The organism is Caballeronia sp. LjRoot34 (assembly GCF_964253815.1).
In the GTDB taxonomy this organism is placed as follows: Bacteria; Pseudomonadota; Gammaproteobacteria; order Burkholderiales; family Burkholderiaceae; genus Caballeronia.
The window spans coordinates 2,550,070-2,566,423 of record NZ_CAXUSB020000001.1; the positions used below are offsets into that span (position 1 = coordinate 2,550,070).

Genomic DNA, 16,354 nt, shown 5'->3' on the forward strand with positions numbered 1-16,354 from the left:
TTGCCCACAACCGCATCGCGCCCGGATACTCCCGCGGCCCTGCTTCTCCCGTCCACCAAGGCGCAATGCGATGCCGCTCACAAGAACGAAAGCGAGTTGTCCGGGGAAGGTGCGGCTCTTACCATTACGTCAGCTATCTCGCAACGCATGGAGCGTAAATGACATCATCGAATGAAGACACGATCGCCAGCAACGACGCGCTGATGCGCGCGACGATTAACGCGGTCCAGGCTGCCGGCAACCACATGAAGGAGATTTTTTCTCCTGATGCCCGGCCTGCGGACCTGCAAGAGTTGGTCAAGGCAATCCACGCAAACGACGCCGAATCTCTGGGCGTCATGCAAGAAGCACTGCTTACTGCTCGTCCGCAAGCCAGCTGGTCTGAAGACGAGCTCGAAAGCGGCGAGTTGCCGCCGGGGGAATGGTGGGTCACCGACCCCGTGGAAGGCAACATCAATCATATCCACGGGATGACCGACTGGTGCGTGACCGCAACCCTGGTGAAGGATAACCAGCCCGAACTGACCGTCGTGTATCTCCCTCTCACCGGCAACACCTATACCGCAACGCGGGGCGGCGGCGCTTACCTCGACGGCGTTCGGATCGAACCGTCGCGCAAAAAGGAACTCAACGCCGCGCTGGTCGGGACAGGTCAGGCGAAACCCGGCGAGGACGCCGCCACCTTCCGTCGAATTGGTGAATCCGTCACGGCGATGCTGAGCTCGGCGCTGGTTGCACGCGTCTCGGTTCCGGCCACCCTGCAGTTGATCCATGTTGCCGCGGGACGCATGGATGTTTTCTGGCAGTTCAGCCAGGTACGTTCCGGCCTGGTTGCCGGGGCGTTGCTGGTTAGCGAGGCCGGCGGCACCGTGACCGACACGCACGGCCGTCCGTGGCATCTTGCAAGCGACGATTTTCTCGCCGCTGCGCCGGCGCTGCACGAGGCATCGGTTAACGTGCTGTCGAAGATCCTGTGAACACACTCACTCATCCGGCAGTAGCTACGTTACTCGACCAATTGTTCGTGGCATCGGACACCACCAAGGCCGAATTCTCTCGCCAGTTTTCGAACCTGAATGCCGTCGAAAGAAACAGGCTGGTCGCCGACAGCAGCCACCGCGAACTGTATGCGTATGCAAAGAACGCACATCTCGCGGTTTCGCGCAGCACCGGCAAACTGCTGTATGTACTGGCCCGGCTGATGAACGCCCGCACGATCGTGGAGTTCGGGACATCGTTCGGCGTATCGACAATTCACCTTGCCGCCGCCGTGAAAGACAACGGCGGCGGCAAGGTGACCAGCACCGAAGCGGAGTCGTCCAAGGTAATCCGCGCACGCGAGAACCTCGCGAACGCGGGTTTGGCTCAATGGGCGGACATCCTCGAAGGGGATGCGCTGGAGACGCTGTCGTCGCATGCGCCGCCTGCAATCGATGCGCTCTTTCTCGACGGGGCCAAGCCGCTCTATCCACAAGTCTTCGCACTCCTTGAACCGCAACTGCGTGTTGGAGGGCTGGTCATTGCCGATAACGCCGAAGGCAGTCCTGACTACCTTGCCGAAATCCGCAACGACCCGCGCTATTGCTCCGTGCGCATTCGTGAGGACGTCGAGTTGTCGATCAAGCTGGAAGAATAAAACCCGCGTTGGTACGCATGCGCATTCCCGGCACGCTTGAAGTCCGGTCCAGATATGCGGGACTCTTATGTGAGGAGACTAAAAAGTGAAAACCGTCGACGAGCGATCCGCTGCTCTGGTGAATTTGAGCGCGACAGACGCCATAGCCGCGATGAAACGAGGCGACGTTACCGCGGAAGCCTATGCCGCCGCCCTACTGGACCGTGCAGGCGAACAGAGCGCGCTCAACGCCTTCGTGACCCTGTCTCCCGCTCAAGTGATGCAGGCCGCACGTGCGGCGGATCTCAAGCGCGCGAACGGCCAGGCGCTCGGCTTGCTCCACGGACTGCCGATACCCGTCAAGGACAGCGTCAATACGCAGACCTTAAGGACGACGAATGGAACCCGTGCGCTACGCGACTTTCAGCCTGAGGCGGACGCCGAACTGGTACGACGGCTGGTGGACGAGGGCGCGATTGTGATGGGCAAGACCAACCTGACGGAGCTCTCGTTTGGCTGGACCAGTAATAACGAAACGTTCGGCGCCGTGCGCAACCCGTACGATCTTCGACGTGTTCCCGGTGGCAGTAGCGGCGGTTCCGCCGCGGCCGTGGCGGCCAGAATAGCGCCGCTGGCGGTTGCGGCGGACACATTGGGATCCATACGGGTCCCCGCAAGCTTTTGTGGGCTGGCGGGACTACGACCGACGTTCGGACGCTATCCGAATGAAGGTGCATTCGCGCTAACCAATCAGAAGCTGGACCAGGTCGGCGCACTCGCCCGCTGCGTCGACGACCTTGCGTTGTTCGATTCCGCCTTGACCGGAGACCACACGCCGATCAACACCACGACGCTTGCGGGCGCGCGTATCGGCGTATGTTCGTTCTACGAAAGCGGCCTTGATCCAGACGTGGAGCGTGTCTACTACGACGCGCTGGCGCGCTTGAGCGATGCTGGCGCCATCATCGTCCGGTCAGACATTCCTCCGATGATGACCCGCGCGTTCGAGATCGCAGCGACCATCATGCTTTACGAAACCGCGCATGGCATCGAACGTCTCCTGACCGCGAACGAAATTTCGCTAACGTTCGATGAATTGTTCGAGCAGGTCGGCGAAGGGATTAAAAGCCTCATCAGGCAAGTCGCCCTGCCGCCAAACCGGCCGACGAACGACGCCTACGTTGACATGCTGCGCCAACGCGAAGGCATCAAGGCGAGTATCCGCAGCCATTTCGAGCAACATGGCATCGTCGCTATGGCATTTCCAGCGACCGCGGCATTGCCGCCGTTCATCGGGCAAGAAAGCGAAGTCGAAATCGACGGCAAGACGGTTTCGTTCTTCGACGCTTTCGGCCGCAACACGGCGTTGAGCGCGGCGGGTGGGATTCCTGGACTGGTGCTGCCTGCAGGCAGTTCGTCTGCGCAAACGCTTCCGGTCGGCATCGAGCTTGTTGCCCTCCCCGGACAGGACCGGGCACTCCTGTCGCTGGGCCGTTCTGTCGAGACGGTGCTGCCGCCGACGACGCTTCCCAACGGATGAGCGCAACGCCGAATGGCGGCGATGCATCGGTGTGACGCGCGGTGTGACGCGCGGCTTGCCGCCCCATGGCAGCCGGCAGCCGCTTGCAAACCCCCCCACTACAGGTGCGATAAAATCAATTGCGCATCGTGAGCCAACGAGGATCCCCATGTCAAACGACCAGCCATCCGACCCCCTGAGCCCAAGAAAGTTGCCCGCACAGGGCCGGGCTGCAAAGACAGTCGACACGATCCTCGACGCGGCGGCCGACGTCCTCGACCGCTTGGGCCTTGAAGGCTACAACACCAACTATATTGCGGATCGGGCCGGGGTCAGCATCGGCTCGCTATATCAGTATTTCCCGAGCAAGGATGCCGTCACGGCGGCGTTGATCGAGCGCGGACATCAGCGGATTCTTTCCGCAATCAGTGAGTACGACCACGGCGACGATTGGCGACGTGCACTGGAACACGTGATAAGCGTGGCCGCGGAGCATCAGTTGTCGCGGCCGCAACTCGCCCGCCTGCTCGACTACGAGGAAAGCCGCCTGTCTATTTCCGGGCGCGACGGGCATATCGCCCGGGAGGTCCACGGCGTGATTACGCAAATCGTCTCGGGCGCCGCCGAGAGGAATGGTCAGGATCCTGCCGCCGCTGCATCGGATGTGATGGCGCTCACCCGAACGCTGAGCGATGCGGCGAGTGAACGAGGGGATACGGATATGGAAAGCCTTCGACGCAGAATTTCGCGAGCTGCATTCGGATACCTGGAAGGCGACGGGATCAAGTGAAGGTATCAGCCGGAGGTGAAGGTGGTCGTCACACGCGCTAACGTTTCTATGTGGAATTTCGGCAGCGCATGCGAACCGTGTCACGGTGCGAGGCGAACCGGAGGCATCACCCGTTCGATTGCCGCGGCTATGGCTAGCAGCCGGCGGTCGCTGCCCTCCGGTCCATCCAGCTCAAGACCCACGGGTAGTCCCGCTTCAACAAGGCCCGCTGGCAGGCTGATGCCGGGAAGCCCTGCATTGCTGGCGTAGTCGGTATGACGGATGAAGGTCGCGAACGTGGGCACCTGCTCCCCTTCCAGTTCCACGGTTTCGTCAGCGCCGATCGGCCGTGCCGTCATTGGGGAAGTGGGGAAAATAATCGCATCGAGGCGGTGAGCGCGGAAGCATTGGCGGTATGCCTCTTTCAGCTTGAGGCGGGCGGTCAGGGCGTCTGCATAGGCCGTTTCCGGAACGGGATTGTCCATGGCAAGCCGCATGATCTGTGCAACGTCCGGACTCCTGATTTCATCGATGACGGACTGAATCGTCAAAGCGCTTCCGCGTGAACGTAAATAGGCCGGAAGATCCCTGATCAGCTCGTACAGCACAACCGGAAAACCGATCGCCGCATTCAAGGGCTCCAGATTTTCGACTGTCACTTCCACCAGAATGACACCTGCCTTGCGAAGCACGTCGAGCGCTTCCTCGCAGACCTTTTGAACGTCACGTTCCAGCCTTTCCCACGTAGCGTGACGCAGTAGTCCCAAGCGTAAGCCCGACAATTCGACTGCCTCGTGGGCGTGATCGCCCGTGACCACCGCATCGAGAAGCGCGACGTCTTCGACGCATCGCGCCATGGGTCCGGCAGTATCGCGGGTATGCGAAATCGGCACGATTCCGGCCTGCGGATAACGGCCCGCCGTTGGTCTCAAACCCACCACGCCGCACAACGCCGCCGGCAGTCGAATGGACCCTCCGGTGTCGGTACCGATCGCGCCCGGCACCAGTCCCGCAGCCAATGCTGCGCCGTTCCCGCCACTGCTGCCTCCCGGCGATAACCCGAGATCCAACGGATGGCGGCAAGGCCCTAGCCAACCGTTGTTGCTGGTAATTCCCAAGGCAAGTTCGTGCATGCTCAGCTTGCCGAAGAATAGCGCTCCGGCGTCGAACAATTTCGAGGCGACCGGAGCATGTTTCGCCGCGAAGTTGGCGCGCAATTTCCTTGTGCCTGCGGTCGTTGCGACACCGCGGACGTCGATGTTGTCCTTGAAGGCGATTGGAATACCCGCGAGCGGTCCCGCTTTCGGTTGGTCGTCGAAAAGCCGGGCTTCTCGCAGCAGGCGTGCGGTATCCAGATTCACGAAACAGTTCAATGCTGAACGGCGGCCGGCTTCCTCGAGCAATGCGCTTACATACTCGGCGCTCGAGAACTGCTTCGTTTGCAGACCATGACGGACATCCACGATGGAAAGATTGATCAAGTTCATATCGGCCTGAAGTTAAAAGCGCGGCCCTATTGCCGCAATGGGAATGGATGCCTGTTCCGAAGCAACGATCGCTATCCCCTAGAAGCGATGCATGATGCCAATAGTCGCGCCCATCTGGCTCTGTCCCAACGCCGTTGTCGTGTATGGGTTCAGGCCAAAATTTCCGGCGCCCTTGTTGTTCACAAAGCCGGCGAGGAGATATAACGTTGTGCGCTTCGAGAGGCTGTAACTGGCTGTTCCGACGTATCCCGTGACGGATGAACTGGAGCCTTTGAAGTCGTAGCGATAAATCTCCGCATTCAGATTCAAGTCCGGTGCGACCTGGTAACCGAGGCCCCCGAAATAGGTGCATCCAGCGGGCGAGAGCTGAAGAGACCCCGAGATGTTTTCATAGCCGGCGGACACGGTGATCGATTTGAAGGTGTATTTCGCCGCCACAGCTATTCGAATGTCCTTCTCGGACGACATGCCGGCGTTGCCATTGGTCCCTGAATAGGTAGCGCTGCCGGCGAAGCCTCCTGATGCGTATTTGATCGATGCCTCGACAACACGCCCTGCCTTGTTGTCACCCGCCACCCCGCCAAACCGGTAGAGCAACTCGGTGCTTAAGCCTGCGATTTCCGGCGACTTGTACTTGATCGAGTTATCCACCCAGAAATTCTGGGCCGGGATGAAATTGTCCGAAAAAACAGAATACTTCGCAAAATACGACGCATCGTAGATGATCGTGTTGTCGAAAAGCACGCTGTAGTGACGGCCTGCCGTCAACGTGCCGAAGGTTTCGTTGGTAAGACCCACGTACGCCTCGTTAGAGAATTCAACGCCAGGATTGAACTGGCTTCCGTCGTTGGAGTTGAATACCTGAGAGAGGTTGACCACCGCACTTGTCCTGGCTCCAAGGTCCTCCGTCGCCCTGATGCCGAAGAACGTGGGCTGCCGGCTTCCGGTTGTCATCGAAAGCTGCGAATTGCCGGCTGCATCCGCGTGAGTTAAATACTGAATACCCGTGTCGATCTCACCGTAGAGCGTCACGGATGGCTGCGCATTCGCCTGATGCGCTGAAACAAGCGCTCCAAACGCGGCAGCCAAAACAAAAGAACTCAACTTCATCAGCGTATCTCCTTAGCCATTGCCCTTCTAATTTCCATTGCCGACTGATCGTTCCAATGGACGCATGATTGAGTGGCCGAAAATTCGATGGAATCCCCAGGAATGACGATGGCTGGGAGAAATACGCGGGAAGAGATGCGATACGTCGGACGCCGTAGCAAACGTGGGACGGGGGTCCTTTTTGCCGCTGGATTCTTTGAGCGCTCTTGGGGTCAACGCGAAGGGCAAACGGATTTTCGTTGTGCGAAGATCAGATGCATCTGACGACCGGCTGAGAAAGCAATCGCTGAAAAGTCGACGACGGATTGCATTAGCAATTACCAACAAACGGTCCACAGCGCCGGCTATGTCCCCCGAGTCCGGAGGCACCAGTGGCGAACTATTACGAACCCATGCGACGAAGGAGTTCGGCCATGTTTCTTACGACTCAGCAGACAATTCTGTTACCGCAAATCATCAAGGTTCTCGCCGAACCACAACCGGATTGCGCGTTGCGCCTACGTCTGGGCAACCTCCTGACGCGCCTTCTGCACGCGGATCAGTTCGTCTCCTACGTATGGAATCCGGCCGGAAAACGCTTTGACGATCGCGTGGCGATCGACATGTCGGATGCGAACCTTCGCAATTACGAGGCTTACTTCCAGTACAACGATCCAATCACCCACCGGCTGCGTGCACGCAGCAAGCCCACGCTCGTGACGGAAATCGTGCCCCAGGCCGAACTGGTGCGTACGGAGTTCTTCAATGACTTCCTCGCACGCGATTTTTTATACTGGGGCATGAATGTGCATGTTCCAATCGACGGCGAAAGCACGGGCGATATTCGAATCTGGCGGAGCCAGCAAAAGGGAAACTTCGACGCAACGGATCTGGCGTTGCTGGCAATCATCGCGCCCGCCTTTGGCGCGGCGCTGAGGCGCTGCAAAGACACCCCCACGGGGGCACCGGGTGACGCTCAGGGTGCCGACGAAGCACTCGCACTGGGGCTCACGCGCAAAGAACACGAAATCTCGCGGATGGTCGCAATGGGTCTCACAGACAAGCAGATCGCGAGCCGTCTGGATATTTCGTTTTCGACCGTACGTACCCACCTCAAGCACGTGTTCTACAAGCTCAGCGTGAATAACCGCGCCCAACTGATCCGGCGGCTCCGCTAAGCCGGACGTCGCTGGCGAAATGACGACTTAGCAGACCGGTAAGTAGATCGCCTGGCATCTGAAATGTGAGCCCGCGTGCGAAGAGAAGCGCGGAAACAGCCCGTTTTTGTTCTTCGAATACCGTCAGAAGGCGATTCTGTTGCCACTCGTATGCCATTGGATTGCGAGTACCCAATATGACGGGTAGGTCCTATCATGCATTGCATGCCTCGACGAACCTTCATGGCATTACGTCGCTCTCCATTTTGAAAATGAATCACCCCGACCTGCAAACGTCGTCTGCGTTTGCTCGCTATTTCGAAGGATACCTATGAAGCTGGGAATTTTTGGCGCCAGTGGCGCTACGGGCCGCCATCTGATCGAACAGGCTTTGGCAGCCGGACACGATGTCACCGCCGTAGTGAGAACAGCAGGAACGCTGACGAGCGAAACACCTCGCCTTAAAATTTTTGTCTCCGGTCTCGATCGACCAGCGGAACTGGAGCGCGTCGTAAAGGAACAAGACGCGATCATCAGTGTGCTCGGCGCTCGTAAAGGCGGCCCGTCCACCGTGTGCGCGGATGGAGCCAGGAACATCCTGAAGGCCATGAAGGCTACCGGTGTGCGTCGCTTCATCGCATTGAGCGCCTATGGCGCATCGGAAACGAAAGACGCCTCCATGTTCATCAAGTTTGTGCGCACCGTCATTGCGGACAAGATGCGCGATAAGGACACGATGGAATCGCTAATCCGCAGGAGCGGCCTCGACTGGACGCTCGTGCGACCGCCGGCGCTGACCAATGGCAAGCGTACCGGCGACTATCGGTTTGGAGCTGATCTGAAAATAGGACCATTGGGGCGGATATCCCGGGCGGACGTGGCTGACTTCATTCTGCGGGAAGCTATTGCGACCGCTTCCATCGGGAAGACCTTTGCCGTATCGATATAGATTGGACTGCTCCGATACAACTCGCGCGCCTTGCTCAGAAGGATTTATTAGGAGGGCGGTCGCAGGAAGGGCGGCTTCGGTTGCGTAGCGCAAGCGCTCGGCGCCATTAAGCGAGACCGGCCCTTCGGCTCGCCGCGGAATGGGTCGCTGCTTCCAGAACCGCCATCACTGCGGCTCCCTGCACAGAGGACATAGCCATCCTGAAGACGATCCGGGCGGGTGTTTGCGGCCCGGCAGAGCGTTCCTCGCCTTCCCGCCGGCATTCCGGTCTACTCCGCCGCGCAACCGCTCCAACCCGCCATCTTCCCGCAACCTCGATCCGTGTCATATGTTCGCCACGTGGGGCGGTTACGGTGCTGTACCTACACTAATAATTCCTCTCCACGATGTCGTCGACGTCCGAGCACGGCCGCGAAAAGCACGACGCCGCCTTCAAGGCAGCCCAGGCAAGCGTTCTGCTGAACGCGGCCCTGATGACCATGCAGATTGTCATCGGCTGGCTGGCTTACTCGGACGGTTTGCTCGCTGACGGCGTCCATACGCTGGCTGACCTGGCAGCGGACGGAATGGTGCTGGCGGTCTTGCGCCTGAGCGCCACGGCCGCGCACCGGAGCGCCAACGATCAATATGATCGATACGAAACCATAGGATCACTACTTATTTCCTTCCTCTTGATCGCAACAGGAATGGAAACCCTATGGAGCAGTCTTGGACACGTGGCCAATGCAGCGAATGCTGCCAGCGTTCATGCAAGCGCGATGGTCGTGGCGGTGTTCGTGATCGTCGCCAAGGAAACACTGTTTCGATACATCATGTCCGTGGCCAAACGCACCCGCTCCACCATTCTCGTTGCGAGCGCCTGGCATGCGCGCTCTGACGCGATCTCAGCGCTGATAGCCGCAATTGGGATTCTGGGTAGCATGGCCGGGTGGGCGATGTCGGATCGTCTGGCCGCTGCGGTTATCGGCATCATGATTGCGCGAATGGGCTTTAATCTCGGCTGGAAAGCCTTCAAAGACTCTTTCGATCGACCCGCCAGCGAGACCGCCGGACAATAAGGCGGCGGCTTATTCCCTTCGCCTGTTAAGGAAGGCTCTACACGCGCCTTCCATTAGCGCGTGCAGGCAATGGCATGAATCCTCTTCATGCTCGCTGCAGGTGCGTACCACCAGCTATAGACCGCTGCAAGACTTCGCTGCAATACTTCCCGCTAAAACCCGGCGTGCGCGCTCATGATGACGCTCGCAGCCGGGATCGTTTACTACTCACAGGGAAAATAACAAAATGAATGAAAGCGGATTGAGTGACGTCGAATTCCCGGTACAAAAACAACTTGAGGCTTATAACGCCCGGGATATAGAAGGGTTTATGCAATGGTGGGCACACGACTGTGAGTACTACGAGTTCCCTTCACGTTTGCTGGCTAGCGGCGCAAACGAGATCCGCGAACGGCACATCGCCCGGTTCAGCGAAGCCAATCTTTTCGGCAAGCTCATCACGCGTATATCGGTTGGCAACCTCGTGGTCGACCAGGAGCTTGTCACTCGCACCTTCCCGGACGGTCCCGGCGAGATTGACGTGATCGCCATCTACGAAGTCGAGAACGGGAAAATAGCGAAAGCATGGTTCAAGATGGGCACACCGCGATTGCACAGCGCTGAGACACGATGACCGCTGAGGCTGTCATCGTGTTCTGCCCGGCTCGCAAACTCTGGGCCAATCGAAACCTGCCGCCGATTTGAACGCAACAAGGGCCAAACGCCCTTGTGCCTGCTTCGGTCTTCAAAACCGCGTTACCCTTCCCTCGTCCGGGATCTTGAACACGGATACTGCGGCCTTCAGGTGACGCGTTTGCTCATGCAGCGATGCAGCCGCCGATGCAGCCTGCTCCACCAGCGCCGCGTTCTGTTGCGTCATCGCGTCCATCTGCACGACAGCCTGATTGACCTGCTCGATGCCCGTGCTTTGCTCGAGCGATGAGGCGCTGATCTCCGCCATCATTTGCGTAAGGCGCGAGATTGACGTCGATACTTCGCGCATTGCTTCACCCGCCCGTCCCGCGAGCGCGGAACCATCGTTCACTTGCGAGACGGATTCGCCGATCAGTTCCTTGATCTCCTTGGCCGATTGCGCGCTGCGTTGCGCAAGCCCACGCACCTCGCTTGCCACGACCGCGAATCCGCGGCCCTGCTCGCCTGCCCGCGCCGCCTCGACAGCCGCATTCAACGCCAGGATGTTGGTCTGGAAAGCGATGCCGTCGATCACCGAGATGATCTCCGAGATCTTGTCCGAACTCTTCGCGATGCTGGTCATCTTCTCGACCACCTGATCGACCACGCCCGTGCCTCGCGATGTCGCGGTGAGCGCGTCGCCGGCAAGACTGTTCGCATCGCGGGCATGCTCGGCATTCTGGCGCACCGTCGCGGTCAGCTCCTCCATGCTCGATGCAGTCTCTTCCAGCGAAGCCGCCTGGTTCTCGGTGCGCGCTGACAGATCCGCGTTACCGGTGGCGATTTCATCGGCGCCAAGATTGATCGAGTCCGACGACTCGCGCACCGTCTTTACCGTGTGGGCGACGCTGGCCTGCATCGACGCAAGACCGGCGAACAAGCGGCCAATTTCGTTGGTGCCGCGATCGGCAATGTGCTCGTCGAGCTTGCCCTCGGCAATCCGTTCGAAGTGACGGCCCGCTTCCTCGAGCGGCGCGACCACACCGCGACGCAACGCGACATGCACAAACGCGACGCCCGCGACCAGCGCCACGAAAATCGCTAATCCGACTCCCCGGAACCAATCAAGCCGGGCATCGATGGAATCAAGATACGACCGGCTCGCGGCGTCGCCGAAGCGCGCGAAGTTTTGTTGCTCGGCGAGGTAGCGGTCCTGGAAGCCTTGGGTGGGCTGGTCAAGGAACGCTTGCAGGTTATTGGCATCGAGGTACTGGGTCAGTTCACTCAGCGCGCCGTGATATGCCTGAAATTTTTCCTGCAATGCGGCCGTACGCGCCCTGTTTTCATCGCCGGTTTTCGGCGCATTGACGAAAGCGGTAAACGATTGATCCGCAAGCGCCAACTGCTCGCGCGCGTGCTGGACGATGTCGACCGGTTCCGTGCCGCCGCGTGCCATGCGCGTCCCGGCCCGCGACAGGTTGATCCGTGCATCCATCAGGCGTTGAGTGGATTCGTTGACCGCGTTGACTTGCTTGAGCGCGATGTCCGACAGGTTGCCTACATCCTTATGAGTAGCGGTCAACGACCAGAAACCAAGCCCTTCCGTGACGATCTGGAAGAGACAAAACACGACCAGAACGACCAGAAGGCTGGTGGAAACACTCGCTTTTTTAAGCATATTGACGACTCTTCGTAACGTTGAACTCGATATGGCCCTTCAACGTGTCTTAGCGTGTCAAACAATCAATGTCTTCCGCAGCACCCATCGGCCGCGCCCGTTCGCGAGAGCGCGAAAGGAGCGGGAGTGTCATTGGGTGCGGGTCGAAAACGCTATTGCCGGATGGTCGTCGAGTGATCTAAGACAGCGTTGAAACCTGACAGGCTGGCCCCTTGTTAACGGCGGCATCAACGGATACTTAAGCTTACAAAAAAGGCCCGAAAGTCTTTCAATTTCTACTGAATCGACCCTAAAAATGCGGCTCCTGACAAGATCTGACAGGACCGACAGATATGCTTCCTTTCCGGCGGCGTGAGCGACGCTCTTATGACGAAATCTGGCACAGATCGTCAACAAGTTCTTACCTGCTCGGCGATATGATTGAGCGCACTGAACCGCGCCTTGGACGGCTATAGACCAGCCGAAACACCCATTGCAGCCGACAGCAACTCCAGCGCAATTCCAACAAGAAAACGATAACGATGCCGGACACCGAAAACACCGCACTAAAAGAGATCTTCAACGACCGCCGGTTCCGCGACATGGCGCTCGACGTCAAAGCGGTTTATCCCCCATTCGACGCGCGGCGTTTCCTCAAGATTTCCTTAGCCGGGCTTGACGACCTGACCCTGATGCAACGCCTGCGCCGCATGACTCAGGCGCTGCATGCAACCCTTCCCGCAGACTACGGTCAAGCACTCGAGATTCTTCGTGCGCTGGCGCTGCGGATCGGGAACGGATTTGCGACGCTGGTCCTTCCCGACTACGTCGGACAATACGGCCAGGACGACTTCGATGTATCGATGGACGCACTCAAGTTTTTCACGGCCTTCGGCACCTCCGAGTTCGCTGTGCGCGAATTCCTGCGCAAGGATCTGAAGCGAGCGCTGGCCATCATGACAGTATGGTCACGCGATGACAGCGACGCCGTGCGTCGACTCGCGAGCGAAGGAAGCCGTCCACGCTTGCCGTGGTCGTTCCGGCTCGACGCAATTCTGGCTGATCCTTCGCTGGCGGCGCCCATCCTGGAGAACCTGCGTTCGGACGTGAGCCTGTATGTCCGCAAGTCAGTCGCCAATCATCTGAACGATGTCACCAAATCGCATCCTGAGTGGGTGCTGGACCGGCTGGCGACGTGGCCGATTGAAAACCCCCACACGGCCTGGATTGCGAAGCGCGCCCTGCGCTCCCTGATCAAGGCCGGCAACGGCCGCGCGCTGGCGCTGATCGGCGCGGGCGGCGCGCCCGATGTGAAGCTCAGCAAGTTCGCCGTGACGCCACGCCAGGTTGCATTAGGCGAGCGTGTGACCTTGTCATTCGATCTTGCATCGAAGTGCCCCGAAAGCCAGCGGCTCGTGATCGACTACAGGATGCATTATGTGAAAAAATCGGGCGTGACGGCCGCGAAAGTATTCAAGCTGAAGGAGCTGACACTGGACGGCGGGCAAACGGTAGCGATAGAACGCACGCAGAACATCCGGGACTTCACCACGCGCGTGCATTACGCCGGGCGGCATGACGTCGAGATCCTGGTGAACGGCGTATGCCTCGCCGAGGGATATTTCGATCTGAGTTGTTGAGCATTGAACCCTCACGGTCCCTATCTTCAAGCGCTCGATCCAAAAAAATAAGATCTCGCCCAGGCCCTCGGACTATTATTTACGGTATCGACCACGGCGTTGGCGATCGGGCCTGCACGGGAAAATGAATTCGCTTTCGGTCACATCGCAAGCACGCAGTTTGCTGTCGTCCCGGTCTTGCCAGGTATGTGGATCGGTCAACGCATACGCGGCCGTATCAACTATCAGCCCTACGACCTTCCGCTGATGGTTCTTTACCTGCACGCTGACGCTCGATCTTCGACTGCTGTTACGACATTTCATCTAAGCGTCGAGCCGGTAGCATGCCACCGGCTTCGACCCTCTGGGAGATCTGACGCGATGCTCTCGGCATTACTCGAAACACTGGGCGCGCTGGCGGTATTGGCCAGCCTCGCGATTAATCTTCGCGCGCTTTTCGATCGGCATCGGTAGCTTGGCCAAACCGCGCCCGATATCGATATCGAATGCCGCATTGCTCAGCGTGGTTTGGCAAGCCCGGTCAACAATTGCACGAGTGCGTCCGCTTCGTGTTCCGTCGTCCGCCAGGATGACACGCTGATCCGGAAGGCCGGCCGCCCTTGCCAGACGGTTGCGCCAAACCAGGCCTCGCCCGATGCCTGGACCGCTTCACGGGCAGCAACCGTGAGTTCATCGGTATGCGCGCGAACCAGAATCTGGTTCAGCGTGACACGGTTTAGTATCTCGAACCCCGCCTGCGCCAGACCCTGTGCAATGCGCCGCGCGAGCGCGCAGTGCTGGTCCACTAATGAAGCCACGCCTTCACGCCCTAACGTCCGCAACGCGGCCCACACCGGTATGCCGCGAGCCCTTCGCGAAAACTCGAGGGTCAGGTTTTTCTGCGCGTCCCTCGCCCCGCTCAAATAGACCGCATCGCTGTTCATTGCGGCCGCGAGCGCTTCACTATCGCGGCAGATCGCCATCGCGCAGTCATAGGGTGTGTTCAGCCATTTGTGGGCGTCGGTTGTCCAGCTATCGGCCCCTTCTATCCCTTTCGTCAGTTCCGCATGCGAGGACGCGCGTGCCCACAAGCCGAACGCCGCATCCACATGAACCCAGGCGCCGGCAGCCTTGGCCTGAGGAATAAGCATGTCGAATGGATCGAATTCACCCGTGTTGACCTCGCCCGCCTGCAAACAAAGGATGGTCATGTCATCGAGTGGCGGCAAGCGTTCCGGGTCCACCTGACCATGATGGTTTACCGGTGCGAACAGTATCTTGTTCATGCCGAAACCAAGCAGGCGAAGCGCCTTTTTCACGGTGATATGCACAAGCTCGGACACCACGACCTTGACCTCGGGAGCACCTGTCAGTCCGTCGTTGTCGAAGTCCCAGCCCTTGCGTAAGAGCAGCATGCGGCGCGCGGCAACAAGGCAGCTCAGCGTGCAAGCCGTGGCGCTGGTACCGAACCCCACCGCGCTTTCGCGAGGCAGGTCCAGCGCCTCGAGCACCCAGCCCGCCGCGACCCGTTCGAGCGTGGCCGCGACCGGGGAATTGTCGAATGACGACGCGCATTGGTCCCATGCCAGCATCAGGCGTTCTGCTGCCGCAGCCGCCGGCAGTGCTGCGCCAATCACAAAGCCGAAGTACCGAGCCCCGTTCGACGCTACCGTGCCGGGCGAACCGATATCGTCCAACATCCGTAGCACGTCTTCTGGCGCATACCCGCGTGCCGGTAGCGGCTCGTTGAACGCAACGAGCGCCTGCAGCGCCGCTTGATCGGGAAACACGCGTCGTTCCGGGATGGACTCGGTATAGCGTCGGGCGCGATCGTCGGCTTCGGTCAGCAGGGTTATCTCGTTCATCTATATTTCCGCCAAAGTAATAAGTGGTGCGAACAGGATCATGGTTCTTTCGATGTACGTATCGCAATGTCAACCGCCAGAATACCAGCGCAAGCAGGCTTGTGCCGGCGCCGGGCAAGCAGCCTTTCGGACATTGAAGCCGACGCTTGATCAATACGTTCGATCGTTCGCGGAGCATCCGTCCGCTAGACAAAATATTGGGTTGGCGTCACGCCGAAGGTCCGGCGAAACATGGCAATAAACGCGCTGACGTTTTCATAGCCGAGATCGAGTGCAATAGTCGTGACGGCCGTGCCCGACGCAAGCATCTCCAGTGCCCGCATCAGGCGCGCTCGTTGGCGCCATTCGGAGAAGCTGAACCCCGTCTCGTCGATAAACCGTCGGGTCAACGTCCGTGACGCAACGCCACCCCAGTCAGCCCACTCTTCCAGGCGGCGGTTATCGGCGAGATTGTCAGCAAGTGCGCGCGCGATCCGCAGCACGCGTACATCACGCGGCATAGGTAAGCCGAAAGCCTCACGCGGCAACGAGCGAATTTCATCGAGTATGACACCCGCCAGGCGCATCTGCGCCTCATCCAGTGTCTTGCTGTCCCAGCTTGCTGCTCGGTTCACGGCCTCGCGTAACAGGCCGGAAGTGCGGATTGTGCAAGGCTCATGCGGAAGATCCGTACAGGCGCTCTCGCTGACGTAGACGCTCCAGCCCGCAAACGCACCGTGTGAACGAAGAGAATGCGCGCGGTTGGGCGGAAGCCAGACTGCATGGATTGCCGGCACGACCCATTGGCTGTCGTCGGTTCCAACGGACAGCAACCCGCGAACCGCGCCGAAGATCTGGCCACGGGCGTGGCGATGAGTCCCGGTGACACGCGCGACATCGCCGGACAGCTCGACAGCGAACAGGATCGGGCCATCGGCCGAATGAATTTTTGCGGAATCGAGAAGCGGAGCGGACATGA

Annotated in this window: 14 protein-coding genes; 9 read left to right on the forward strand and 5 right to left on the reverse strand. The window is 59.4% G+C overall.

Going from position 1 to position 16,354, the window contains the following annotated elements; all coding sequences use genetic code 11:
- Positions 1 to 158 precede the first annotated feature (158 nt).
- From ACSQ36_RS11365 to ACSQ36_RS11380, 4 genes are all read left to right on the forward strand, one after another.
- Complete coding sequence (locus tag ACSQ36_RS11365; protein WP_436181973.1) at positions 159 to 977, forward strand: inositol monophosphatase family protein; 819 nt, start codon at positions 159 to 161, stop codon at positions 975 to 977.
- Entirely contained in the window at positions 974 to 1,636 is a 663-nt protein-coding gene (locus tag ACSQ36_RS11370) for an O-methyltransferase (RefSeq protein ID WP_436181974.1), read from the forward strand. The genes ACSQ36_RS11365 and ACSQ36_RS11370 overlap by 4 nt, the downstream gene beginning before the upstream one ends.
- Positions 1,637 to 1,721: 85 nt before the next feature.
- Entirely contained in the window at positions 1,722 to 3,155 is a 1,434-nt protein-coding gene (locus ACSQ36_RS11375; protein WP_436181975.1) for an amidase family protein, read from the forward strand.
- A 148-nt stretch (positions 3,156 to 3,303) separates the two neighbouring features.
- On the forward strand, positions 3,304 to 3,924 hold the full coding sequence (locus ACSQ36_RS11380; RefSeq protein ID WP_213761618.1) for a TetR/AcrR family transcriptional regulator: 621 nt from the start codon (positions 3,304 to 3,306) through the stop codon (positions 3,922 to 3,924).
- Between the two features lie 80 nt (positions 3,925 to 4,004).
- Here the strand turns inward: ACSQ36_RS11380 and iaaH are convergent, their stop codons facing one another.
- Positions 4,005 to 5,390 carry an indoleacetamide hydrolase gene (iaaH, locus tag ACSQ36_RS11385; protein WP_436181976.1) on the reverse strand — a complete coding sequence of 462 codons (1,386 nt, stop codon included), beginning with the start codon at positions 5,388 to 5,390 and terminating at the stop codon, positions 4,005 to 4,007.
- A 78-nt stretch (positions 5,391 to 5,468) separates the two neighbouring features.
- Positions 5,469 to 6,500, reverse strand: coding sequence for a porin (locus ACSQ36_RS11390; RefSeq protein WP_436181977.1), 1,032 nt, complete (start codon positions 6,498 to 6,500; stop codon positions 5,469 to 5,471).
- 413 nt (positions 6,501 to 6,913) lie between these two features.
- On the opposite strand from ACSQ36_RS11390, the gene ACSQ36_RS11395 reads away from it, so the two are divergent.
- From ACSQ36_RS11395 to ACSQ36_RS11410, 4 genes are all read left to right on the forward strand, one after another.
- Positions 6,914 to 7,657, forward strand: a complete 744-nt coding sequence (locus ACSQ36_RS11395) for a helix-turn-helix domain-containing protein (RefSeq protein ID WP_436181978.1) — start codon at positions 6,914 to 6,916, stop codon at positions 7,655 to 7,657.
- Between the two features lie 310 nt (positions 7,658 to 7,967).
- A complete protein-coding gene (locus ACSQ36_RS11400) occupies positions 7,968 to 8,585 on the forward strand; it encodes an NAD(P)-dependent oxidoreductase (protein ID WP_436181979.1) in 618 nt (205 codons plus the stop codon).
- A 386-nt stretch (positions 8,586 to 8,971) separates the two neighbouring features.
- Positions 8,972 to 9,643, forward strand: a complete 672-nt coding sequence (locus ACSQ36_RS11405; RefSeq protein WP_436181980.1) for a cation diffusion facilitator family transporter — start codon at positions 8,972 to 8,974, stop codon at positions 9,641 to 9,643.
- A 226-nt stretch (positions 9,644 to 9,869) separates the two neighbouring features.
- The gene (locus ACSQ36_RS11410) at positions 9,870 to 10,256 is read left to right on the forward strand and encodes a nuclear transport factor 2 family protein (RefSeq protein WP_436181981.1); all 387 of its coding nucleotides are present in this window, start codon (positions 9,870 to 9,872) and stop codon (positions 10,254 to 10,256) included.
- A gap of 111 nt (positions 10,257 to 10,367) precedes the next feature.
- Here ACSQ36_RS11410 and ACSQ36_RS11415 read toward each other — a convergent pair whose 3' ends face one another.
- Entirely contained in the window at positions 10,368 to 11,933 is a 1,566-nt protein-coding gene (locus tag ACSQ36_RS11415; protein ID WP_213761625.1) for a methyl-accepting chemotaxis protein, read from the reverse strand.
- Between the two features lie 521 nt (positions 11,934 to 12,454).
- Here ACSQ36_RS11415 and ACSQ36_RS11420 point away from each other — a divergent pair.
- Positions 12,455 to 13,552, forward strand: coding sequence for a DNA alkylation repair protein (locus tag ACSQ36_RS11420; RefSeq protein WP_436181982.1), 1,098 nt, complete (start codon positions 12,455 to 12,457; stop codon positions 13,550 to 13,552).
- 497 nt (positions 13,553 to 14,049) lie between these two features.
- On the opposite strand, the gene ACSQ36_RS11425 is transcribed toward ACSQ36_RS11420, so the two are convergent.
- Positions 14,050 to 15,396 (reverse strand): pyridoxal phosphate-dependent decarboxylase family protein, encoded by a 1,347-nt coding sequence (locus ACSQ36_RS11425; RefSeq protein WP_436181983.1) that lies wholly within the window; start codon positions 15,394 to 15,396, stop codon positions 14,050 to 14,052.
- A 185-nt stretch (positions 15,397 to 15,581) separates the two neighbouring features.
- The gene (locus tag ACSQ36_RS11430) at positions 15,582 to 16,352 is read right to left on the reverse strand and encodes an AraC family transcriptional regulator (RefSeq protein ID WP_436181984.1); all 771 of its coding nucleotides are present in this window, start codon (positions 16,350 to 16,352) and stop codon (positions 15,582 to 15,584) included.
- Positions 16,353 to 16,354: the final 2 nt, after the last annotated feature.

Coding starts and splice junctions, on each gene's coding strand:
- ACSQ36_RS11365 (WP_436181973.1), top strand. CDS start 159: ATGACATCATCGAATGAAGACACGATCGCCAGCAACGACGCGCTGATG.
- ACSQ36_RS11380 (WP_213761618.1), top strand. CDS start 3,304: ATGTCAAACGACCAGCCATCCGACCCCCTGAGCCCAAGAAAGTTGCCC.
- iaaH (WP_436181976.1), bottom strand. CDS start 5,390: ATGAACTTGATCAATCTTTCCATCGTGGATGTCCGTCATGGTCTGCAA.
- ACSQ36_RS11390 (WP_436181977.1), bottom strand. CDS start 6,500: ATGAAGTTGAGTTCTTTTGTTTTGGCTGCCGCGTTTGGAGCGCTTGTT.
- ACSQ36_RS11395 (WP_436181978.1), top strand. CDS start 6,914: ATGTTTCTTACGACTCAGCAGACAATTCTGTTACCGCAAATCATCAAG.
- ACSQ36_RS11400 (WP_436181979.1), top strand. CDS start 7,968: ATGAAGCTGGGAATTTTTGGCGCCAGTGGCGCTACGGGCCGCCATCTG.
- ACSQ36_RS11405 (WP_436181980.1), top strand. CDS start 8,972: ATGTCGTCGACGTCCGAGCACGGCCGCGAAAAGCACGACGCCGCCTTC.
- ACSQ36_RS11410 (WP_436181981.1), top strand. CDS start 9,870: ATGAATGAAAGCGGATTGAGTGACGTCGAATTCCCGGTACAAAAACAA.
- ACSQ36_RS11415 (WP_213761625.1), bottom strand. CDS start 11,933: ATGCTTAAAAAAGCGAGTGTTTCCACCAGCCTTCTGGTCGTTCTGGTC.
- ACSQ36_RS11420 (WP_436181982.1), top strand. CDS start 12,455: ATGCCGGACACCGAAAACACCGCACTAAAAGAGATCTTCAACGACCGC.
- ACSQ36_RS11425 (WP_436181983.1), bottom strand. CDS start 15,396: ATGAACGAGATAACCCTGCTGACCGAAGCCGACGATCGCGCCCGACGC.
- ACSQ36_RS11430 (WP_436181984.1), bottom strand. CDS start 16,352: ATGTCCGCTCCGCTTCTCGATTCCGCAAAAATTCATTCGGCCGATGGC.